This window comes from Butyricimonas synergistica DSM 23225, assembly GCF_000379665.1.
Taxonomy (GTDB): Bacteria; Bacteroidota; Bacteroidia; order Bacteroidales; family Marinifilaceae; genus Butyricimonas; species Butyricimonas synergistica.
The window spans coordinates 910,845-935,180 of record NZ_KB903359.1; the positions used below are offsets into that span (position 1 = coordinate 910,845).

The following is a 24,336-nucleotide window of genomic DNA, read 5'->3' on the forward strand; positions in this document are numbered from 1 at the left end:
TTATTGCAGAATAAAATACAGTACTCCCAGGAATATCACCAGCGCCACGCCCTCCCCGACTACCTTCTTCCATCTCTCCGGGCTTGCCTTCCCATCGCCTTTTCTCAAAATATCCAGCAGCTCTCCCGTGAGGCAAAAATAATTACACCAGGGGCGAGAAAAAAATATTGACAACACTAAAAATATCACGGCAAGTGCGATCACCCAACCCGATGCCGCAGCCAACAAAAATGCGGGAAAAGGTTCCAAAGAAGCCAGTTCCAAGGGGATTCCCCACAACAACAAGGCAAGAATCATCATAAAATAGGTAACACGGGTATATTTGAAAATATTCCGCCATATTCCCTTTGGGACAATCTTTTTCTTGCGAATTTTCCCCATGAGTTCCTGGGCTGCCCCGAACGGACACAGGTAAGCGCAATAATACGCCTTGTTCAGGAACAAGGGACAGGCAATCGCCAACAAAGCTACCACAGGCAGCAAAACACGGGCTCCCCACGGTATCCCGTTCAACAACCAGTTGAACAACAACTCGAACGAAACAAAATACCCGCTCCAGAACCCGAGAATTAAGATAGAAGCCACCTGCAAAGGCAAACGCCATCTTTTCATCCGGCTACCCCAGAACACACTAGCGAGAGCCAATAGCACCACCAGACCTCCCAAGGCATGCCGAATCGTCTTCAACCAATCGGTATGCTGTCCTCCACCGTCCCGCTCCAGGTAAAAATTCAACGCTTTCTTCACGCTTCCCCGAACGGCATCGGAAGTCATGGTTGCCCCGCTAACCGCCTCCACGTTCAACTCTGCCGCTTCTTCCAGCGTCTTTCCGTTCCAGGACGTGAAAAAGTCGCTTTTCTCTACTCTCCGGACAAAAGCCGGAGATTCACTATGAGCCAATAAAGTAAGCCCCAGAATCACATCCTCCCCGGACACCGCCAGGAACAAAGGCACATTCCCCGCGTAACCGATCAGGTCATCGGCAACAGGCGTGGTGACGATCAGCTTGCCGATCACTTTCCCGTCGCCCTTCACGTCATAACGAACGTCACTGACTTTCTCGACACTCGTGCAAGTGGGAAAATACTTCTTCACCTCGTCCAGGGGAACAATATCCGATTGTTCCGTTTCCACCGTTCCTCCCTTATCCTCTTCAACCGTCTTGAAATTCAACGAAATCAAGTAAACGATCACGCACAATAAAATGATTTTTGGCAGCTTCGTGACAAACGTTGCCACATTCTCTTTTACACTCATAACACAATTTCCATTAAATACGCAAAAATAAGGAGAAAATCATTTACTTGTATATTCAATCGGACTTAATTATATTTGTCACACGTAAACGTGTGACCTTGCAAGTGATAATTTGCAAACTTAATTATGAAACCATTTAAAATTTCACGAATGAAGAAAATCACTTACTTAGTTTGTTTCGTAGGACTGGCTATGCAATCCTGCCAATCAGGGCAAGTGAAGAATGAAAATCCATTTTTCAACGCGTACGAAACCCCTCACGAGGTTCCGCCCTTCCATTTAATTAAGAACAAGCATTATATTCCGGCTTACGAGGAAGGGATGAAACAGCAACAAGCTGAAATCAACGCGATCATCAACAATCCGGAAGCACCCACCTTCAAGAACACCATCGACGCGCTGGAGACCTCCGGGGAATTGCTCAACAAAGTAGCTTCCGTGTTCGGCAACCAACAAGGAGCCAATACCAACGATTCGATCAAGGCGATCGCCAAAGAGATCACCCCGAAGCTAACCGCACACAGGGATGCCATTAACTTGAACGAGAAACTATTCGCCCGTATCAAGACCGTGCACGAGAACCGGGAAAAAGAAAACCTCACCCTGGAGCAATTAACCGTGCTGGATAAATATTACAAGGACTTTGTCCGAGGCGGAGCCAACCTTTCCCCAGAAGATAAAGAAACCTTCAAGCGCCTGAACAGTGAATTATCCGTGTTAAGCCTGCAATTCGGAGAGAACCTGTTGAACGAAACTAACGCCTTCAAATTAGTCATCGATAACGAGAAAGACCTTTCCGGTCTGCCCGCTAACGTTATTGCCACTGCCGCCTCCGCCGCGAAAAACGCCGGATTGGAAGGCAAATGGGTATTTACGCTCCACAACCCGAGCATGATTCCCTTCCTGCAATACGCCGACAACCGGGATTTAAGAGAAAAAATATACAAGGCATACATCAACCGTTGCAACAACGACAATGAGTACGACAACAAAGAAATACTCTCCAGAATGACCTCCTTGCGGGTACAGAAAGCCCAATTGCTGGGGTATGACAACCATGCGTCCTTCATTCTGGACAATAACATGGCAAAAACGCCCGAAAACGTGTACAATTTATGCCATCAGATCTGGAAAGCAGCCCTGCCGATAGCCAAAAAAGAAGCAGCCGAGCTTCAGGCAATGATCCGGAAAGAAGGCAAAAACTTCCAACTCCAACCGTGGGACTGGCGCTATTACGCGGAGAAAATAAAGAAAAACAAATACGGGTTGGACGAGAACGAACTCCGCCAGTACTTCCCGCTGGAAAGCGTGAGAGATGGCGCGTTCTACACCGCCAATAAACTATACAGTATAACCTTCACGCAGCGTGCAGACATTCCCGTACCCCATCCCGACGCCACGGCTTTCGAGGTAAAAGAAGCCAACGGCGACCATATCGGCATCCTGTACATGGACTTCCACCCGAGAGAAAGCAAACGTTCCGGGGCATGGATGAATTCCTACCGGAAACAATCGGCTTTAGACAAAAAAATCTCCCCCGTGATCACGAACGTGTGCAACTTCACCAAACCTGCCGGGGAAGGAGTTCCCGCCCTACTCAGCTTCGACGAGGTACAAACCCTTTTCCACGAGTTCGGGCACGCCCTCCACGGGTTGTTATCCCAATGTACCTATAATAAGGTATCCGGCACATCCGTTCCCCGCGATTTCGTGGAACTTCCCTCGCAGATCATGGAAAACTGGGCTGCCGATCCCGAAGTGATGAAAGTATACGCCCGCCATTACCAAACGGGAGAAGTCATTCCACAATCCTTAATCGACAAACTGGAAAAGAGCGGACATTTCAACCAAGGGTTCGTCACCACCGAATTTATGGCAGCCGCCCTCTTGGACATGGCTTACCACACCCGTACCACGACCGACCTCGTGAACCCGAACGAATTCGAGAAAGCCACGTTGGACAAAATCGGCTTGATTCCCGAAATCACGGTGCGTTACCGCAGCCCCTACTTCCAGCATATATTCGCGGGAGGCTATTCCTCCGGGTATTACGCCTACACGTGGGCTGAAGTATTGGATGCCGACGCTTTCGAGGCTTTCAAGGAAACCGGGGACATCTTCAATCCCGAGAAAGCAAAAGCATTCCGGGAATACGTCTTGTCAAAAGGCGGGTCACAAGATGCCATGACTTTATACAAGCAATTCCGGGGACAAGAACCCTCGATCGATCCTTTGCTGAAAAGAAAAGGACTAAAATAAATACACCTTTCTATACAAAGTATAAAGGGAATGACCTCACGATAAACTGGTCATTCCCTTTTTATATCTCCGTCAATACATCCATTCTTTTTTATAATCCCCCTCTACACATCCGATTCCTTAGCCACACTCCGGAACACCTCGCTTCCCACCCTGCAATGCAGGCATTGGTGAGCGTCGCAATATTCCCGTTTAATTTGAAGCAAAGCCTGGGACTGCAAGGCGGATTTCAGTTTCACCCCTTGTTTCGTCCAAGTCTCTGTCACGTGATTGCGTTCCGCCTCCAACTCTTCCAACCATTGTACAGCCTTATCACAATAGCGCTCTTCTTTCCTCTCCTTGCCATACACGAAAAGAAAAGGAACGATCGCATTAATCACTATCACGGTCTTCATACTATTTCCCAATCGCTTCACTTGTTGCGTGGCAAGTACTCCCGGTTTGTAGTGTGTACTCCAATACTTGGAAGCCTGCACATCCAGCAACTTGTAAATATCCTCCAAACGTTCCGTTTCCAAAACCGTGGAAAGAATGAAATTAAACCGCATCATCAAAGCAGCCAAGAGAGCTAACCGCACTGTCGGAAAAGACGTCGGGCGAATCCGCATATACTTCCATTGTGACCGCTGCATCGCCGTCAAATGGAATTTTGCCGCCTGAAACTCGTATTCTTCCCGTAAAGCGATCGTGTAATCGTCCTCTTCCTCCAAATCGGACAACAACCCGGAATATCCCAGCAACAAGGCTTCCACCCGGAACAAACTATCGCTGCAACGGATCACCTTCTTGTATGAAAGATTTTGCGCCAATTGAGCAAAAGCATCGGCATTCACGTTTCCCGACCAGTAACGCACCAGCATCCGGTAGAAACAAGCCTCCCAATCATACATCGTTTCCTCCAGCATCATTTTAATATCCCCGCATTTCCTCTCCAGACGCTCGATGCCATACCCCGCTAGAAGCATATCCATACGCAACGAATCAATGCGTCGCAGATTACGATAGCAACGGGGTTCCACGGGAACACCTTGCATGAAAACATACTCATCCCATAACCGGGGATCGTATCGCAGGATAATCGCATCGATTTCCCGATCCCGAGAATTATAAACTTCCATGTCGGCATCCTCCACGACGGAAAGAATCACGTTATCATACGCCGCATCCTTCTCGTGCCCGTGCCGGAACCAATCGCTCGCCTTCTGGTGAATCTCCACGTTCCCCACGAGAACGGTATAGTCTATCCGCACTTTCGCGCTAAAAAAGTCGGGTCCCGCGTCCCGGTTCTGAAAACCGACATTCAGTATTTCCACCTCTTTTCCTTTAGTAGAAAAGCATCGCACACTCGTGAAAAGAGAATTTGCCCACACGTATTGCAAGAATTCTTCCGTCATATTACCTCCCTGTTTTAGATTATGATTTCATCAAGGGTTCTATATTTCATTTTTAAAACGCCTGTCACAATATTAGGAAAATTAAATCAAAAAAGCAAGTGCTAAATTTTTATAAAATCTAATCCTTTCTCCGTTCTATAACGTTTTATATCTATATTTGTTGAAATGAATAACCAAGCTTTTGTTATAACATAAAACCTAATATGCATATGGAAGAAAACCAACTTACTAAAAACAAGAAAGATAAGACGTTACTAATTGTTATCGGCGTTCTGTCCGCCATACTGATCGTTCTTTTTGTCTTTTTCCTGATCGAGAAAAAAGAGAACCGGGAAAATATGGCAGCCATCACGGCTGAAAAGGAAGAACTCCAACAAGAATTAACTGATCTAAGCCATCACTACGATAATCTCAAAACAGACAACGATACATTGAACGTGAAATTGGCACACGAGCAAGAGAAAATCGCCTCGCTCATGGAGAAAATGAAAGAATTCCGGAACAATTCCTTTGCCGAAATCAATCGCTACAAGAAAGAAATTGGCACGTTGAAAACGGTACTGAGAAGCTACGTGGTGCAAATCGACTCGCTGAACCAGCTGAACCAAAAACTAGTAGCCGAGAACACGGAAGTCAAGAAACAAATGAATTGGGTGCGCGAACGCAATAAAACACTGGAACAAAAAACCGAAAAAATGGCGGAAACCCTTGAAAAAGCGACCACCCTCTCGGTAGAAGATTTCCGGGTATATTGCGTGAACAAAAACGACAAAGAAACCAACCTCAGAAGATGTTTCCAGCTGAAAGCCGACTTTTCGCTCACCCGGAACGTCGCCGCCAAGCGGGGTCCCCGGATGATCTACTTGCGTATCACCCGCCCGGACGGACAAGTTCTGGCAGCCTCCAGCAAATCTTATTTCAAATACCAGAATGCCACACTGACTTATTCCGCCAGACGAGAGATCGAGTACGAGGGAGAAAAACTGGAAATCGCCATATTCTGGCCTAACGACGGTAGCCTGGAAAAAGGAGAATACATCGCCGACCTGTTCTCAGATAACCAACAAATCGGGACGACGAAATTCATTTTAAAATAACATCAACTATAATAGATATGAAAACAGATATTGAAATAGCCAATTCCATACAGATAAAACCTATCTACGAGATTGCCGACAAACTGGGAATCAACAGGGAATTACTGGAACCCTACGGGAAATATAAAGCAAAATTACCGTTAAGCCTGATTGATAAATCGAAAATCGACGGGAAGAAATTAGTACTGGTTTCAGCCATATCCCCCACCCCAGCCGGAGAAGGAAAAACAACCATCTCTATCGGTCTGACGGAAGGATTGAACCGCATCGGTAAACAAGCCACCGTGGTATTGCGCGAGCCCTCGTTGGGTCCAGTGTTCGGTATCAAGGGAGGTGCCACCGGGGGAGGATACTCGCAAGTAGTTCCCATGGAGGACATCAACCTGCATTTCACGGGAGATTTCGGGGCTATCGAGAAAGCACACAACTTGCTGTCCGCCTTGATAGACAATAACATCCAAAGTAAAACCCACTCGTTGAACATCGACCCCCGCACGGTAACCTGGAAGCGGGTAATGGATATGAACGACCGTTCCCTGCGCCACATCATCGTGGGACTGGGCGGAACCTCAGCCGGTATCCCACGTGAAACCGGATTCGACATCACGGCTGCTTCTGAGGTAATGGCAATCCTCTGTCTGTCGGATGATTTTGAAGACCTGAAAAACAGGTTAGGCAACATCTTCATCGGTTACACGTTTGACAAGCAACCCATCTACGCCCGAGACTTGAACGCGCACGGGGCAATGGCGGCTCTCTTGAAAGACGCCATCAAACCCAACCTCGTGCAGACGCTGGAAGGCAACCCGGCTATCATTCACGGCGGACCATTCGCTAACATAGCACAAGGAACGAACTCCATTATCGCTACCCGCATGGGATTGACACTTTCCGATTACGTGGTGACGGAAGCCGGATTCGGTTTCGACCTCGGTGCAGAGAAATTCTTCGACATCAAGTGCGTGAAAGCCGGTCTGGAGCCTAGTGCCGTGGTTATGGTAGCCACCGTGAGAGCGTTGAAATATCATGGCGGGGTAAAACTCGACCAATTAAAGGAACCGAACCTGGAAGCGTTGAAGAAAGGCGTTGCCAACCTCGAGAAACAGGTGGAGAATATGAAGAAATTCAATATCTGCCCCGTAGTCGCTATCAACAAGTTCGTGACAGACACCGACGAGGAAATCGCCTTCCTTGCCGAAACCTGCAAAGCGCTGGATGTACCCATGGAGGTTGCCGAAGTTTGGGCAAAAGGTGGTGAAGGAGCCGAAAACTTGGCACGCCTCGTGTCCAAAGTGGCAGAGCAATGCACTTGCAGCATGAAACCTCTCTACGACTGGAACTGGACCGTGGAGAAGAAAATCGAGACGATCGCCAAGGAACTATACGGTGCGGCTGCTATCGACTATACCTCGGAAGCCAAATCCGACTTGAAGAAAGTGATGGATCTAGGTCTGGATAAACTTCCGGTATGTATCGCCAAGACTCAGAAATCACTCTCGGACAACCCGAAACTGCTGGGACGCCCGAAAGATTTTGTGGTAACGGTACGCCAGATTGAAATAGCGGCAGGTGCGGGATTCATCATCCCGATCACGGGAAGTATCATGCGAATGCCCGGTTTACCGGATATTCCGGCAGCTGAAAAGATAGACATCGACAACGACGGTAAAATCACCGGACTATTCTAAAATAAATTATATTGACGTGTCAGGCAAATTTCACCTGACACGTCCCATTTTTTCTCTCGCCATGGATATCATTGAAATAAAAAAATTCCCGGAAGTAGCAAGCAGCGAAACCTTACAGGCTTTGAGTTATTATCTAGATCGGGAATGTACCCGAATAAACCTGCAAGAAATCAATTGGACTGACGATTATCCCAACAAACCCAAAGTCTACTTTCGGATTGCCTACAATGAACACCATCTTTTCCTGAAATTCGACGTGCAGGAATATGAATTCCGAGCCACGGAAATCACACCTTGCGCACCCGTGTGGGAAGATTCATGTGTCGAGTTTTTTATTCAACCCGAGAAATGCGTGGGATATTACAATATAGAAATCAACGCTATCGGCACGGTATTAGGCGCATTCGGCACTAGCCGGGAGAACCGCAGACCCGTTCCCCGCAGGTTGGACAGTACTATTCTCCGGGACTCCACGATAAAATTCAACAACGAAGATCCGGACGAAGCCTTCTACCAATGGTCGCTCACGGTAAAAATCCCTTATACCGTCTTTTTCAGACACAAATTTCAACCCAAGCCGGGAACCACGGTTAGAGGTAATTTCCATAAATGCGGGAATAAACTACCCCACCCCCATTTCGTGACCTGGCATCCCGTGAAAACCCCAAAACCGGATTTTCACCAACCGGAACACTTCGGGACCCTTATATTCAAATAAATAAACATGAAAACAGGATTACTCATACTTATAGCCGGACTACTCTGCGTGTTGCTGAACGACTCGCTACTCTATTGGCAAATCAAACGTTACTTGAAAAAACGAATTTACAATTGTTTGTTCTGGCTACACTCCCTGTTTTTCATGGCTTGTATCGTTGTCTATCATTTCTTTATCCCTACGCTAAAAGGACCGGAAGCCTATTTCTGGGTAGGCAAAGGTGTTTCCGTGATTCTACTTTTCTATACCCCAAAGACTCTATACATCATTATTAACATCTTCGCCATCCTATTGCGGAAACTGAAATGTATCCCGGCATCCCGCATCATACACCGGACAGCCCTCGGGCTTGCCGCATTCTCTTTCCTACTGATTTTCTATGGCATCACCTGGGGACGATATAATTTCAAAGTAGAACACCAACAAGTATGTATCAAGGAACTCCCTGACAATTTCAACGGTTTCCGCATCGTGCAACTCACCGACCTACACCTAGGTAGTTATGGCGAGCATTATCCCGGGGTCAAAAAACTCGTGAACGAAGTCAACGCCTTGAACCCCGATCTGATCGTGTTTACCGGAGACATGGTAAACAGCTTTGCCTCGGAAATGGATCCCTGGATCGAACAGTTGAAAAAACTAAAAGCGAAACACGGCGTGTATTCCTCCACGGGAAACCATGATTACGGTACATACGTGAGATGGGCAACCCCGGAAGAACAAAAGAACAACCTGAAACAATTCTTTATCAACATGGAAACGGCAGGTTTCCAAATGTTGAATAATACCAACGTACCCCTCGTGATCGGCACGGACACGATCTACCTCGCCGGTGTCGAGAATTGCGGACGCCCACCTTTCCCCTGTTTCGGTAACCTTCCGCAAGCCCTGCAAGGCACGGAAGGACACCCGGTGATTCTCCTCTCCCACGACCCGTCACACTGGCGGGACGAGGTCATCCGTTTCCCCGTGGCTCTCATGCTTGCAGGACATACCCACGCCATGCAAATCGGGATACAAATAGGCAGCTTCCGATGGAGTCCGTCAATATACGTCTACCCGGAATACAACGGCTTGTACGAAACGAACGGACGGCAATTATACGTTTCCCGCGGGAGTGGCTACCTCGGGTTCGCCGGACGCATCGGTCAACGACCGGAAATCACACTGATAGAATTGACGAACAAGAGGAAATAAAGTTTTGAGATATTATTGAAATACTCTAATTATAATGTTTGCGAATTTACAAAAAATTTTATAACTTCATAGCGATAGATATTAATTTCTAAATTGTAACGCTATGAAGAAAATTAATCGAAACTTTTTTAAGCCCTTCATGTTTATTTGCGTGGGCTTAATGGCAGTAATGCTTATGAGTGCGACGTATAAGCCCCCTGGAGCACCTGGAAAACCCGAAATGGTTGATACCGGGAATGATTGGTGCACAATTAAATTTACTCCACCTACAGATGATGGGGGTGCTCCCATAACCGCTTATCTCGTTGATTATAGAGATATAAAAGGAGGACGTTGGGTACGGGGGGCAGAAACAGATAAATGCAAAGTGACGGTTCGTAATCTTAAAGAAGGTATTGAACTTGAATTTCGTGTTAGTGCTGTAAACGAAGGAGGAGAAGGTCCTCATTCTGTAGTCAGTGAAGTTATCTTAATCAAGGAATAGTATAATTTTTCGAGATTATAATATAAAGAGGCTGTCTAACCACGGCACAGCCTCTTTATATTACAATCTTCTGCTTAAACTTACTTATTTACTTTCACCCATTTCACTGCATCAGCCACCACTACTTGGGTGTACTTGTCGTTTCCCCATTTTTCTGTCACCTCAAACGGGGGAATCCCCCTATCATCCAAAACGATACGGGATTTTCCTGCCGGTAATTCAAATTTCCCTAATAAAATCCATTCATCGGTATCGTCCCCAGTCCTTTCGATCACGACTTCTTCGCTTCCCTCCGGGGTATAGACTGTATAGTAATTCTTCATTCCCGGATAATTTGATTCATAATTAGTTTCCCAAACTCCCATTGAAACATGTGATTGATAAACAAAAATCTCGTACACGCCAGCTTCCGGTAGGTCCGCTACCCATTCCGCCTTGCAACTTCCATTTCCGGCAATCTTGATAAAGGCACTCTCGATCTCTTCTCCGTAAACCTCACCTTGATGAATAAATGGTCTTCCCCACGTATTTTTCTTGAAATCCGATGCGCTCATTTTGTACCCATCCTCTTCCTCTTTTGACAAGCAATCAGCCAACCGCTTCAGCCTATTACCAGTGGAATCAATCAAATGAAAACCCTCGTCCTCGTTATCAACGATAATCTCCCCGGGAGGATAAAATTGATCCCGCTCGAGGGACACGACACTCTCTGCCGGAATATCTCCCTTCCATAACGGGGTATTATGACCATTTAACATTTTTCGTTCCGGTACATTTCTCGAGAAATTCGTGGACAAAAAGAAGTGCAATCTATCAGCCTCGTTAGCAACTATCCGCTTGTATTCTCCAGGCTTGATCAAGTAGCTCCGCCAGTTGTCTATAACCCATATTCCATAATCATCAGAATAAGCCCTAATTACCGACACCCAACCATCCACCTCTCCGATATTGCCCACCTTGAAATCAACAGACTGCGTATCCTTCGTCTGCCGAAATTCCAAATCCTTAATCACCAGGCGCGGCACCTCGTGTGTCGAGTACCAGTCATCCACGAATGGCTTGATGTCCTGCCCGAAACGCTCGCGAAATCCTTTCATGAACAGGTCAAAATCCACTTCACAGAAATGGGCATTCTCGTAGAACTCCCGCATGTAAGCGCACACCAAACGCCAATCGGCAATCGAGGTCAGGTAAGCGAGCAAGTGTGAAACTTTCATACTGGTTAACTTATTATATTCCTGCGAATACTCTCCCCGAATTATCCCTTCCAATCCCTTTACTGCGATATTATCCAGCATCGACGGGAACAAATTGAACTTATCCAGCGTCGGGTTTGCCATCTTACCGAACAACACATCTACCCCCACATACCTGTCGGAAGCAACACTCCAGTGGAAATCAGAGAAAAGCCGTTCCACGTGTACGATTTTTAGAAAATAAAGGAAATCATTAAATAATATTTGTTCCTGTACGTTTTTTTCTCTGAGTTTATCAAGAGAAATGTCTCCTGGCTTACGGTTGTTTTCTACCATTCGTTCCCTAAAAAACACCATTTCCGGCTGGATACTATTATGGAAAGAATACTGATTAAGGAAAGCAGCAGGTGCTTCAACGATTTTAAAGAATTTAAACGGATAAGAGTTAGGCATAGTGCCCTCTATCAGGTTGCGGCACTTGCCCACCACCTCCTCCCAGTACTCCTTCGCATTCGGGTATCCCGCTATTTCGTCCATCCAACCGTCAAACGGCTTCAAGTAAAAATCATTCCCTGGGTAGGTGTAGAATTCCAGCGTGATAGAATCCACCACCACCGACCGCTTCACGTAATCACCCATGCACAACGACAAACCGGTTAACGCCTGCAAATTACGGAAAGTCACCTCGTCCTGTCCCTCCTCCGGTACACCTTGCGATAACACAACCTGCCCAGCGGGATTCTTCACACGCAACGTGTAATCCGTGAAATTCGTTTCCCTCGACGGCTGCAAGGCTACCGGTGCCACTGCCGCCGGATACCACAACACCTCCGGGATAAGCAGCGTGTAATCCCCCGACACGAACGCAGAATGCTTCCCGTACCGCTCTAACAAACTAAAATAACGCCCGGCAGAGAAATAACGCTCGGGAGAGAAATAATCCTCGTCATCAATATTCACCTGGAAAATATTTTCATCGATGTCCCCGCCGTACTCCATCTCCAACACCACGCTATCCCCAGGAGCCAACGCCCGCTCGATGATTACCACCTGTCGGTCCCGCTGAAAAGACATTTCCCGTCCCTCGGATTCCAGCCGACAGATGTCCAACCCGGGATTCAAGAACAGAATCAACCGTTCCATGCTTTCCTTTTTCCGGTTCTGCACGGTCATCCGGCTCACTGCCGAGAAACTATCACCACCGGGCATGTACGTGATCTCGTGCGCCGTGATTCTTGCCTTGGGACTCGTTTCGTACCGCTGGAAGGCTTTCCGGTACGCCACCCGGTTGTCCCGCCGGGTCTGGAAACGATCGACATAAACATATCCTGTCACCACAGCCAACGCCAGCAACAGACCTCCCGTCGCCGGGTAAAACACTTTCCCTCCCGCCGCATTAGGCAATCGCTTCGTGAAGGGAATCGACAGGCACAGCAATCCCACTCCCAACAGCAAGAACGTTCCCCGCTGCAACAGACAGGCTCCGGAATCCATAAACCCCGCTATCGAGGAAAAGGCTTCCGGCAACAAGCTTCCCCGGAAATCCAGCATCCCGTGCAGAGGTATTGTCAGGTACACGTACGACACGCAAAGGAATCCCGCCAACACGAGCCAACTCACGAAAGGATGTCGCAACATCCGATTCACCAATAACGATAGCCCCGCCACGAAAGTGAATGTCGGCAACACATCTCTCAAAAAGAAAGACAGGTACACCCCCGGGTTCACCGGCGAATCCGGGATAAATACATTAATTAACAGACAAAACACTATGAAAACAACATCCGCAATTAAAAAAGGGAATGCTATCCCCGCTAACTCCGCACCGAAAATCTGGCTGTTACCCAGCGACCGGACGGAGAGCACCTCCCGGCTATCCGCTTTAACCCGTGCCCTAGCCCTATCGCAAACCAAGAAGACCAAGAGCAGGGACTGGAATAAATTCAAGAAATAGACCGCTCTCACTGGAATCGAGGAAGCAAACACGATGTTGCGCCACTCCTCCTTGTGAATATCCCAGGGAACTAAATACGCCAGAGTGTACCCCAGTACACCCGCAATAAAAAGGCGAAACAACCAGTTTCTCCTAACCAGCTTACTCTCGTAAGTGAAAATAGTTTTCCATTTTTCCATTAGTACACATTTTATAGTGTATAAATTTACAAAAAATGTTGCCGAAATGCAAGAAAAACCACAAAAACTCACATTACATTTTGCTTTATTAACACTGAGGATGTGTCACTCAACATCCTCGGATCTACAAAGTCTTTAAAGTTCGTAAAATAGTAAGGTCTAAACATAACAAAATTATAGATAATTATATTGATAAACAATAAATTGTACGATATTTGACTTTATAAACTTTCAGAACCGAAGGTTCGACTTTACGGAGTTCATGAACTAGGAGGTGTGTTTTGACACATCTCCCCGTTCCTTGAAATCCTGGTCGATGGTTTGCAAATAAGCCTTCAACAATTCTCCATCCCGGGGGGTCGTGTTCGTTCCTATACTCTTTTTGGTTTTCAAGTCAAAAATATAGGCGCCGTTGCTTGTCACCACGGCGGCGGCATTAGAAAAAGCATAGAAGGCGAAAGGCACGGCAGTCGGGTCGAGCAGGTTTTTGCTGTAATGGTAAGCCGAGGCGTCCATTCCCAATTGTGCCAACATCGTAGCTACCATATCGGTTTGGGAGCCTAAAGTATTGACCACGGAATCCCGCACGCTCATCGCTCCCCCGGTAAAGATCATCGGAATGCGGTAAGCCTCCGGCAAATGAGGTTGCAGGTTCCCCACGTGGCGTGTCCCGTGATCGGCAATCAACACGAACAACGTGTTATCCCAAATCCCGGACTTTTTGCATTTCTCGAAAAACTCTCCCAGGCATTGGTCGGTATAGGCTATAGCGTTTTTCAACTTCGAACCGTTATCATCTCCCGGGATCTTTGTTTCCATGGGAACCTCAAAAGGCTCGTGGCTGCTCATCGTGAACGCCATATACATAAAAGGAGTATTCGCCACACGCAAATCTTCATACAGGCGATCCAGCATATAGCCATCATGCACACCCCATTTGAAACGATTTTCAATTGCCTCACCAGAAAAATCATCCTCGGTCACGTTGCTCTGAAAACTCATCGTCACGTAGGAACGGAATCCCCCGAAGTTCAAATCCCCGGCATAATAGAATCGGGTTGTATAACCGTTAGCCTCGAAATCCAAGGGGAAACGGGGATGCAGATAAGTTTTATTCGGGTACTTCAGCATAGACACTTGCGGGTGAGCCGGGAAACCACTGATAACACCCAATATTCCCCGGTCGGAACGATTTCCCGTGGCATATATATTCGAGAAGAAAATACCTTCCTTCGCGATAGACTGCAAATTAGGCATGGCATCCCAAGCGTTCAACGTAAAGGTTTCCAATAAAAGCACCACCACGTTGGGCTTGTTCGTTTTCAAAACCATGGGGAATGTACCCGTTTCCGTGTACACGCTGTCGACCAATTGTTTCGCTTGCTCCTTCGGCATAAAAACGAAGTCGCTTTTTATCTTATTGACATGAGTCACCTCGTACAGGAAATTCCAAACCGGATTGACTGCTGCCTGGTTGGCATACATATTTTTGTTATTGAAGAACACGAAACTCACGTTCATCGGAGCCACATTGAAACCTCCCCTGACGGGAATAATCATCAACCCGCCCAGAAGAATGTAAATCACGCTCCGCCAGGCTGCCTCTTGCACGGGCTTTAAGGATTTTGCCACCCAACGACGGTAGAAGCTATAAAATACTGCAACTATCACGGCACAAAGCAATACCAACAAAAGAATTAGTCCCGTGGGGGTCGATGCCATCGCTTCTCCCGGTGTCTTCAAATAGAACAGCGGGGTGGCATCCATATGGTATCCCCAATTCTTGAACAATTCCAAATCACCCACCATGATCAAGCTGGATACCGCCAAAAGTATCCATGTCAACCATGAATATACACGTTTCAACCATTTGAACGGTAAGAATACCCCTATCGCCATGATCACGCAAGCCAGTATCATCACGTAGCCACCGAACGAAAGATCCATGCGTATCCCCTTCGAGAACAACATCACGTAATCATACCCGGTGAGAGTCGCCGTATCCTTGTACTGGTAAATCAAAAAGATCACCTTTGCCACAATCGAGAACACAAGCCAAAACACGTAATACTTCAATAAAAATAACAACCTGCCCATAATAATTGAAAATTGAAAATAAAAAGACAATCGCTAAATCAGAACGGCGCAGTATTGCTATTGCTTCCACTCTCGAAACTCTTTCCCCCGTCTTGGAAACCCGAATCAAGGGCAGGAACCTGCGCAGATGCGTCCTCGTTCATCCGAGAACCAAAAGTAACGGTCTTCACTGTCGGACTCCCGAAAGGAGAAACATCTTCCAGATCACAGAACTGAGCCAACTCGTTACGGAAGCGCAATTGAATCTCTCCCACGGCACCATTACGATGCTTGGCGATAATAATATCGGCGATCCCTTTCAAGCTGTTTCCCATACTGTCCTCCATGATCCCGTAACGCTCGGGACGATGGATAAAAAGTACCATATCGGCGTCCTGCTCGATGGCACCCGACTCACGCAAGTCGGAAAGCATCGGCTTCTTGGCATCACCGGTACGTTGTTCCACTCCGCGGTTCAACTGCGACAAAGCTATCACGGGAATATTCAATTCTTTGGCGATAATTTTCAACTGCCGGGAAATCATACTTACCTCCTGTTCCCGGTTTCCCCTCATATCGGCACCCGCGGTCATCAACTGCAAGTAGTCGATAATCAACACCTTGATCCCGTACCTCTGTTGCAGGCGGCGACATTTTGCCCGCAACTCGAAAATCGAGAGTGCCGGGGTATCATCCACGTATATCGGAGCTTTAATCAAAGCCTTGATCTTCGAATGCAACTGTTGCCATTCGTCCTCGGACAACTTACCGTTACGAATTTTCTCTGATCCCAACTCGGTTTCACTGGCAATCAAACGATTGACCAACTGCACCGAAGACATCTCCAAAGAGAACAAAGCAATAGGCTGGTTATGATTTACCGCCATATTCCGGGTCATGGACAACACGAAAGCCGTCTTACCCATGGAAGGACGGGCGGCTATAATCACCAGGTCAGAAGGCTGCCAACCGGAAGTTACTTCATCCAACGCCGTGAAGCCGGAAGGCACACCGCTCAATCCGTCCGCCCGTTTTCCGGCAATCTCGATTCCTTTGATCGCTTCATCGATCAAGGCGTTGATGGCAGTCGTTTCCTTTTTGATATTCCCTTCCGCGATCTCGAATACCTGCTTCTGTGCCATATCCACGAGGTCAGCAACGTCCGTGGCGTCATCATAGGCTTTATTCTGAATATCCGTACATACCCGGATCAGCTCCCGCTGGATATATTTCTGCACGATGATGCGGGCATGAAATTCGATATGGGCTGCAGAAGCCACTTTGGAAGTCAGCTGCGCCAGGTAATAATACCCGCCAATCGATTCCAGCTCGCCCAATCGCTTCATCTCCTCGCTCACGGTCAGAATATCCACCGGTTCGTTGTTCAACGACAAATTCTGGATACCCCGGTATATCTTCTGGTGCGCCTCTTTGTAGAAACATTCGGGCTTCAGGAAGTCGCTCACGGTAATAAAAGCATCCTTTTCCAGCATCAGTGACCCCAGTATCGCTTCCTCTAAATCAACCGCTTGCGGCGGCATTTTCCCATAATCCGATTGTAATGATTGATAATTATATTCCGGTTTTTTAGCCATATGTCTTTTTTTATTTTTCTCACATCACCTTGAGTTCTTTCAACTTCCAGAAACATCGTGCGGTAGCCCTCACGTCAGCCAAAGCATCATGGGCGTTTTCGAATCCCTCCCCGAACAACACCTCGTGCAACTCGGACAACTTCGGGGACTTGAAACCCTGCTTCCCCGGTAATTTACAATAGTTCGTGGACGATTTCATCGTGCAATATTTCGGTTTCAAGAACATAGAACTCATGATACGCTTACGCTCGAACTCAGCCCCCACGATACACTCGTCAAAACTGATGTTGTGCCCGATCAAAGCAAATGCCTCATCTATTTTGTCTGAAAAAACTTCCAGAACAGACAACAAATCCTTGCCCTCGGCTTGTGCCTTTGCAGTCGTAATCCCGTGTACCCGGGACGCTTCCGCCGGAATCAAAAAACCTTCCGGCTTCACTATATCACTCCGTTCTTCAATAATATTCCCTTTCTCATCACACATAATCCACGCCAACTGCACCATACGAGGCCAATTATCTAAGTCGGTAATGGGAGCATTCCACCGTTGTGGAAGTCCCGTCGTCTCCGTGTCAAAAAATAAAAACATCTTTTCGATCTATGATTTAAGATTTATGATTTGCGATTCTGGTTCATAGATCGCAAATCTGAAAATTATTTCGAGTTATCGTTCTCAAAACTCTTGTTGTACTGGTGCATCGCCCGGTAACTCATACCCATACTGGAAAATCCCCCGTCGTGGAAAAGATTCTGCATGGTAACCTTACGGGTAAGGTCGGAAAACAAGGTGATACAATAGTTTGCACACTCGTCGGCATCGGCATTTCCCAACGGGGACATACGTTCGGCGAAATCGATCAGGGAATCAAAACCCTTGATACCGCTTCCCGCCGTGGTCATCGTGGGCGATTGCGAGATTGTGTTCACGCGCACCCGTTTCTCCCGCCCGTAAATATACCCGAAACTACGGGCAATAGACTCCAACATCGCTTTGGCATCCGCCATATCATTATACTCGAACATCGTCCGCTGCGCCGCCACGTAAGAAAGCGCTACCACGGACCCCCACTCGTTCATGGCATCTAGCTTCTTCGCCGTCTGCAATACCTTGTGGAACGACACCGCTGAAATATCCAACGTCTTCTGCAAAAAGTCGTAATCTAAATTATCATAAGGACGTTTCTTTCTCACGTTCAAAGACATTGCCACGGAGTGCAGGATAAAATCAATCTTTCCTCCCAACAAATCCATCGACTTTTGGAACAATTGTTCCAAATCCTCTTCACTTGTAGCATCTGCCGGAATCAAAGGAACATTATTCTTTTCTGCAAACTCCTTCACGTTTCCCATACGAATAGACAATTCCGTGTTCGTCAAAACAATTTGCGCCCCCTCTTCCAAACATTTCTCCGCTACTTTCCAAGCAATAGACATCTCGTTCAACGCCCCGAAAATAATTCCTCTTTTCCCTTTCAATAAATTGTAACTCATAGAATATTAAATTAAAATTACGTGATCTTCTTCCGATCACTCGATGTAAATCTTCAAATCAAAGAACCCTTAGAATTGATCTCGCAGTAACCGGGCATTCTCTAAAGCCGCTTCGCTCACGACGCTGCCACTAATCATCCCAGCGATCTCAACCACTCGTTCCTCCTCTGTTAAACGGCGAATACGCGAAATAGTTCCCGCGTGGTCGTCCTCTTTATATACCTTAAAATGGCTATCCCCGGCTGCCGCAATCTGTGGCAAGTGCGAGATACTGATGACCTGCATACGGGTAGCCATCTCCTTCATCATCGCCGCCATCCGGTGAGCGATCTCTCCGGACACCCCCGTGTCTATCTCATCAAAGATAATGACGGGCAATTGCTTCGTGCGGGACAGAATGTACTTCAACGATAACATCAAACGAGAAATCTCTCCGCCGGAAGCCACTTTCGACAACTCTCCCGGTTCCTGGTTTTTATTCGCCGAAAACAGGAAAGTCACCTCGTCCTTACCCGTCGAGGTAAAGTGGTCTAAAGGAACGATCTCCACTTTGAACAAAGCGTGTTTTATACCTAACCCGACCAACAACCCTCTCATCTCTTCCCTCAATTTCCCTTCCGAATCCACCCGGGCGGCATGAATCTTTTGAGCTGACGCCTCCATTTCCACTTCCAGTGCGGCAATCCGTTTCTCCAACTCTTCAATACGTGCCGAGAAGGATTGTATCCCCTTCAACTTCTCCCGCAAGGCATCTTTCAAGGCTATTAAATCTTCTGTCCGTTCCATTTTGTGCTTGTGTAGAAGATCATACATCACACCCAGCCTGCCGTTGATAGCATCCACCCGGGACGGATTGTACTCCACTCGCTCGGCTATCCGTTCTGCCTCATCCGCGATATCCTCCAACTCGATAATCACGGAATGTAATCGCTGGTCGTAATCAGTAGCCTCCTTCACAACATCCTCCAACGCGGCTATTTTATTCCTCACCCCTTTCAGCAATTGAATGACAGGAGCATCCGCCTCCGTCAACACGTAACCCACCTCCGAGAAAGCACCTTTTATCGCCTCGGCGTTATTCAACACGGACAACTCGTCTTCCAATTCCTGTTGCTCCCCCGCCCTTAAATTCGCCTCGTCCAACTGGTTAAACTGGTATTTCAAGTAATCCTCCTCCTGCTCGGCTTCCCGTGCCTGCTGCCGCACCTGTCCCAATTCCGCCAGTAAAGCCTGGCGGGCAGAATACTTCACCCTGTATTCTTTCAGCAAAGACCGGTTGCCACAAAACGCATCCAAAATCTCCAACTGGTATTCCGGCTGCCCGATCAACAAGGACTGGTGTTGTGAATGCACGTCAATCAAAAAACTCCCGAACTCCTTCAATATTTTATTACTCACGGGTGTATCATTGATGAACGAACGGGATTTGCCGTCTGCCGCCAACTCCCGACGCACGACGACCTCATCGTCATAATCGAGATCATTATCCGCAAACCACTGCTGCAAATGATACCCCACTACATTATACGTGATCTCCACCACACATTTCCGCTCCCGATCCATAATAGCAGAAGTATCTCCCCGCTGTCCCAAAGTCAACCCGATAGCTCCCAGCAAAATGGATTTTCCCGCCCCGGTTTCTCCGGTAATAATCGTAAACCCTTTCTCTAACTCCAGATCAGTCTTATCAATCAGAGCGTAATTCACTATATGTATATGTTGTATCATATTTCGTCCCTTTACTGCATAATTCGTGCGAAAGTAAGGAATAATTTTCAATTTTCAATTTTCAATTTTCAATTAAATTCGTACTTTTGTGCCCAGATATAACAATAGTTCTTTATAAAATGACAAGCAGAAGATTAATTAGAATTAAAGTTTTACAGCTTTTATATTCTTACACGAAGAAAGAGGGAGTGACCATCACAGAGGTAGAACGGGATTTGTTCAAGAGTATTACAAAGAGCACCGACTTGTATTACCACGTGTTCCTTCTGATAACAGAGATTCAACGCTACGCGTTTCTGAAAATAGATGCCGCCCGCAATCGGAAGCTTGCTTCACACCAGGATTTAAACCCGAACACCCGGTTTATTGACAACCCGGTTATCAACCAGATCGCCGAGAACCGGAAATTCAAAACATACGTTTCCACTAACCTCGTTTCATTAAACGAGTGTCAAGATGTGGTTACTTCCCTGCATAACAAACTGGTAGAAACCGATTTCTTCAACCAGTACATGAACAAACCGACCGTTACTTATGAAGACCATAAGCAACTCGTGTTAGACATGATCTCGGAATTGATCGCCGTGGATGACGATTTCGACCAAGCGATGGAAGAAAAGAACATTTTCTGGAACGACGATTTCGAGCTGGTACTAAGCATCGTCTACAAGACGGTTAAATACATGAAAGAAAGTTATTCAGAAAATACAGTTTTTTTCATTACCCTGTATAACGAAGATGAAGACCTGGAATTTGCCAAAACACTATTCCGGAAATCTATTCTTGACATGAAGGAAAACCTGGAAATCATCGACCAATTCACCATGAACTGGGAACTGGATCGCATCTCCGAAATGGATAAATTGATCATGGATGCCGCTATCAGCGAACTAAGATATTTCCCTTCCATCCCGATCAAAGTAACTCTGGATGAATACATTGAAATATCTAAAACCTATTGTTCCCCCAAAAGTAGTAGCTTCATCAATGGCGTTCTTGATAAGATAGTACCTATGCTCCAGGAAAAGAACGAAATCAAAAAGATTGGTAGAGGATTAATGGAATAAATAAAGGGTGGCTTTCGTCACCCTTTACATTCTAAACTAAACTAACCAAACTTTTGTATCACTACAATAGTCAACTCATACGCTATATTAGCTCTGTAAATATAGTCCATAATTATTAAAAAAACAACTTTTTCCTAATATTTGCTTGAAAATTCTTTCGCCCTGTATTTTTTAATATAACTCACAGCTTCTCCAACATCATTCACGACTGTATACAATCCATCGTAAGCACTTGATACAAAGCCTTCTTTTCGGATATTATTTATAAAAAGGAAAAAGTACTCGTAGAAATCATTCGTGTTGACAAAAACAATAGGTTTGTTGTGAATCCCTAGTTGCTTGAGAGTGATCACCTCCGTGATTTCTTCCAGAGTGCCCCATCCGCCAGGCAAAGCGACAAACGCATCCGCCTTTTCCCGCATCAAATTTTTCCGCTCCTTCATGTCGGGAGTCACGATCAATTCTGTTATTCCCTGAGCCGACACGCCCCGGTCGACGATACACTGCGGGATAATCCCCGTCACCTTTCCCCCGTCTTTCTTCACGGCATCCGAAACTTCCCGCATCAACCCGCAATTGGTACCTCCATACAACAATTCCCAACCGTTCTTCACGATCTCTTCTCCCAACTCGGCAGCAGCCTCGAAATACACGTTCTCCATTTTCTCGGAAGAAGCACAAAAAACACAGATTTTCATAAAACTACATATTGAAATCAGATAATAAAATTACAGGTTGCAAGGACTGTCACGACCCCGTAACCTGTCAACCTGCAACCTGTAATATAGATGCCTTAGGCGTCTATATTCGCGTACGTGGCATTCTGCTCGATAAATTGTCTACGAGGCGGCACATCATCTCCCATAAGCATAGAGAAGATACGATCTGCTTCCGCGGCATTCTCGATCGTTACCTGACGCAAGATACGTCCGTCAGGCGACATGGTGGTATCCCACAATTGTTCCGCTGTCATTTCACCCAAACCTTTGTATCGCTGAATATGCAAACTGCTTTCTTTTCCGGCACCCATCTCCTGTATCAACTGCAAGCGTTGTTCGTCCGTCCAGCAATAACGCTGTTCTTTTCCTTTCTTCACGGAGAAAAGAGGCGGAGTGGCAATGTACAGGTAACCGTTTTCGATAACAGGTTTCATGTAACGGAAGAACAACGTCATAATCAACGTGGCGATATGCGCCCCGTCGACGTCGGCATCCGCCATAATCACGATCTTGTGGTAACGCAATTTTTCGAGATTCACGGCTTTACTATCCTCTGCCGTACCGATCGTGATACCCAACGCCTGGAATATGATCTTGATCTCGTCACTTTCCCATACGCGGTGAGCCAGCGCTTTCTCCACGTTCAGGATTTTACCGCGTAAAGGCAGAATAGCCTGAAATTTACGGTCACGTCCTTGTTTTGCAGTACCCCCTGCCGAATCTCCCTCCACGAGAAATATCTCGCAATTCTCTGGGTTATTATCTGAACAGTCCGCCAGTTTACCGGGAAGCCCCGAACCGGAAAGTACAGTCTTTCTCTGTACTAATTCACGGGCTTTACGAGCTGCATGACGAGCCTGAGCCGCCAGAATCACCTTGTCGACAATCGCACGGGCATCTTTCGGGTGCTCTTCCAAGTAATTGGCTAAAGCGGTACCCACGGCTTGCGCCACGGCAGTACCCACTTCCGTGTTACCCAACTTCGTCTTCGTCTGACCCTCGAATTGCGGTTCAGCCACCTTCACGGAAATGATAGCCGTCAAACCTTCACGGAAGTCATCCCCGTTAATATCAAATTTCAACTTGCTCAACGCACCGGAATTATCAGCATACGTCTTCAATGTCTGCATTATTCCCCGGCGGAATCCGGCGAGGTGCGTACCTCCCTCCATCGTGTTGATATTATTCACGTAAGAGAACACGTTTTCCTTGAACTCCGTATTGTAATGCATCGCCACTTCGATCGGGATACCGTTTTTCTCGGTCGTGATATGAATCGTTTCGTCTATCAACTTCTCCCGGTTGGCATCCAAGTATTCCACGAACTCGCTCAACCCTCTCTCGGAATAGAAAACCTCGGATTTAAACTCGTTCGTATCCGGGTCGATCGTTCGCCTGTCCGTCAAGGACAAACGGATACCCCGGTTCAGATAAGCCAGCTCCCGCAAACGGGCTGCCAATATATCATATTTATATTCCGTCACGTAAAAAATCGAATCATCCGGTTTGAACTCGATCGTTGTACCGGTACGGTCTGTTTCCCCGATAATCCGGACATCTGCCAAGGGAGCACCTTTGCTATACTCCTGGAACCAAATCTTCCCTTCCCGGTAAATGGTGGCAGTCAATTTAATGGAAAGCGCATTCACGCAGGATACACCCACTCCATGCAATCCCCCGGAAACTTTGTAAGAACCCTTATCAAATTTACCTCCCGCGTGCAAAATAGTCATAACCACCTCGAGTGCCGAACGATTCTCTTTCTGGTTCATTCCTGTCGGAATACCACGACCATCGTCACTCACGGAAACAGAATTATCCTCGTTAATCGTTACGTCTATATTATGACAATAACCGACTAACGCCTCGTCTATCGAGTTGTCAACAACCTCGTACACCAAATGGTGCAATCCTTTCGTGTTCACATCACCAATATACATGGACGGACGCATACGCACAGCTTCCAACCCCTCCAACACCTGAATACTGTCTGCCGAGTACTCGTTATTCGTCGGCTCTAATTCTTCATTCATATTCTGCTCTAATTCTTCACTCATATTTAATCCTTTTCTATATTTTCAAATATCTCTAAATCCCTCTCCATCAAGCTTTATTGTGTATTTTCACAAAACATACAAATATAAGTAAAATATGCCGGAATATCGAACTTTCAGACAGATATTTTTCTTGAGAAAATCGGCAACTTCACTCGTGTCACCTCCCTGCCAGACAACCAC

Annotated in this window: 17 protein-coding genes; 7 read left to right on the forward strand and 10 right to left on the reverse strand. The window is 46.7% G+C overall.

Translation table 11 applies throughout. The features are described from left to right. Window positions 1–1,257, reverse strand: coding sequence for an FMN-binding protein (locus A3CY_RS20185; RefSeq protein ID WP_018336622.1), 1,257 nt, complete (start codon window positions 1,255–1,257; stop codon window positions 1–3). A gap of 150 nt (window positions 1,258–1,407) precedes the next feature. Here A3CY_RS20185 and A3CY_RS0104040 point away from each other — a divergent pair, with 150 nt between their 5' ends. After that, window positions 1,408–3,516 carry a M3 family metallopeptidase gene (locus A3CY_RS0104040; RefSeq protein ID WP_018336623.1) on the forward strand — a complete coding sequence of 703 codons (2,109 nt, stop codon included), beginning with the start codon at window positions 1,408–1,410 and terminating at the stop codon, window positions 3,514–3,516. A 104-nt stretch (window positions 3,517–3,620) separates the two neighbouring features. Here the strand turns inward: A3CY_RS0104040 and A3CY_RS0104045 are convergent, their stop codons facing one another. After that, complete coding sequence (locus A3CY_RS0104045; protein ID WP_018336624.1) at window positions 3,621–4,910, reverse strand: DUF2851 family protein; 1,290 nt, start codon at window positions 4,908–4,910, stop codon at window positions 3,621–3,623. A gap of 209 nt (window positions 4,911–5,119) precedes the next feature. On the opposite strand from A3CY_RS0104045, the gene A3CY_RS0104050 reads away from it, so the two are divergent. From A3CY_RS0104050 to A3CY_RS0104070, 5 genes are all read left to right on the forward strand, one after another. Beyond that, the gene (locus A3CY_RS0104050; RefSeq protein ID WP_018336625.1) at window positions 5,120–6,007 is read left to right on the forward strand and encodes a coiled-coil domain-containing protein; all 888 of its coding nucleotides are present in this window, start codon (window positions 5,120–5,122) and stop codon (window positions 6,005–6,007) included. A 17-nt stretch (window positions 6,008–6,024) separates the two neighbouring features. After that, the gene (locus tag A3CY_RS0104055) at window positions 6,025–7,695 is read left to right on the forward strand and encodes a formate--tetrahydrofolate ligase (protein ID WP_018336626.1); all 1,671 of its coding nucleotides are present in this window, start codon (window positions 6,025–6,027) and stop codon (window positions 7,693–7,695) included. 16 nt (window positions 7,696–7,711) lie between these two features. Beyond that, window positions 7,712–8,413 (forward strand): carbohydrate-binding family 9-like protein, encoded by a 702-nt coding sequence (locus A3CY_RS0104060; RefSeq protein WP_148375465.1) that lies wholly within the window; start codon window positions 7,712–7,714, stop codon window positions 8,411–8,413. 6 nt (window positions 8,414–8,419) lie between these two features. Then, window positions 8,420–9,610: a metallophosphoesterase gene (locus tag A3CY_RS0104065; RefSeq protein WP_018336628.1), complete on the forward strand. Its 1,191-nt coding sequence runs from the start codon at window positions 8,420–8,422 to the stop codon at window positions 9,608–9,610. 103 nt (window positions 9,611–9,713) lie between these two features. After that, a complete protein-coding gene (locus tag A3CY_RS0104070) occupies window positions 9,714–10,094 on the forward strand; it encodes a fibronectin type III domain-containing protein (RefSeq protein WP_018336629.1) in 381 nt (126 codons plus the stop codon). A gap of 80 nt (window positions 10,095–10,174) precedes the next feature. On the opposite strand, the gene A3CY_RS0104075 is transcribed toward A3CY_RS0104070, so the two are convergent. From A3CY_RS0104075 to recN, 6 genes are all read right to left on the reverse strand, one after another. Next, window positions 10,175–13,423 (reverse strand): golvesin C-terminal-like domain-containing protein, encoded by a 3,249-nt coding sequence (locus tag A3CY_RS0104075; RefSeq protein ID WP_018336630.1) that lies wholly within the window; start codon window positions 13,421–13,423, stop codon window positions 10,175–10,177. Window positions 13,424–13,690: 267 nt separating this feature from the next. Beyond that, window positions 13,691–15,520, reverse strand: coding sequence for an LTA synthase family protein (locus A3CY_RS0104080; RefSeq protein WP_240388120.1), 1,830 nt, complete (start codon window positions 15,518–15,520; stop codon window positions 13,691–13,693). A 38-nt stretch (window positions 15,521–15,558) separates the two neighbouring features. Continuing rightward, window positions 15,559–17,094, reverse strand: a complete 1,536-nt coding sequence (dnaB, locus tag A3CY_RS0104085; RefSeq protein WP_018336632.1) for a replicative DNA helicase — start codon at window positions 17,092–17,094, stop codon at window positions 15,559–15,561. Between the two features lie 19 nt (window positions 17,095–17,113). Beyond that, window positions 17,114–17,683 carry a 3'-5' exonuclease gene (locus A3CY_RS0104090; RefSeq protein ID WP_018336633.1) on the reverse strand — a complete coding sequence of 190 codons (570 nt, stop codon included), beginning with the start codon at window positions 17,681–17,683 and terminating at the stop codon, window positions 17,114–17,116. Window positions 17,684–17,748: 65 nt separating this feature from the next. Next, window positions 17,749–18,585, reverse strand: coding sequence for an enoyl-ACP reductase FabI (locus tag A3CY_RS0104095; protein WP_018336634.1), 837 nt, complete (start codon window positions 18,583–18,585; stop codon window positions 17,749–17,751). A 69-nt stretch (window positions 18,586–18,654) separates the two neighbouring features. Next, window positions 18,655–20,313 (reverse strand): DNA repair protein RecN, encoded by a 1,659-nt coding sequence (gene recN / locus A3CY_RS0104100; protein WP_026207280.1) that lies wholly within the window; start codon window positions 20,311–20,313, stop codon window positions 18,655–18,657. A 119-nt stretch (window positions 20,314–20,432) separates the two neighbouring features. Between recN and A3CY_RS0104105 the strand changes: the two genes are divergently transcribed. Next, window positions 20,433–21,380: a transcription antitermination protein NusB gene (locus tag A3CY_RS0104105; protein ID WP_026207281.1), complete on the forward strand. Its 948-nt coding sequence runs from the start codon at window positions 20,433–20,435 to the stop codon at window positions 21,378–21,380. A gap of 134 nt (window positions 21,381–21,514) precedes the next feature. On the opposite strand, the gene A3CY_RS0104110 is transcribed toward A3CY_RS0104105, so the two are convergent. Beyond that, the gene (locus A3CY_RS0104110; RefSeq protein WP_040371257.1) at window positions 21,515–22,078 is read right to left on the reverse strand and encodes an LOG family protein; all 564 of its coding nucleotides are present in this window, start codon (window positions 22,076–22,078) and stop codon (window positions 21,515–21,517) included. A gap of 95 nt (window positions 22,079–22,173) precedes the next feature. Further along, window positions 22,174–24,132, reverse strand: coding sequence for a DNA topoisomerase (ATP-hydrolyzing) subunit B (gene gyrB, locus A3CY_RS0104115; RefSeq protein WP_026207283.1), 1,959 nt, complete (start codon window positions 24,130–24,132; stop codon window positions 22,174–22,176). Between the last annotated feature and the right edge of the window lie 204 nt (window positions 24,133–24,336).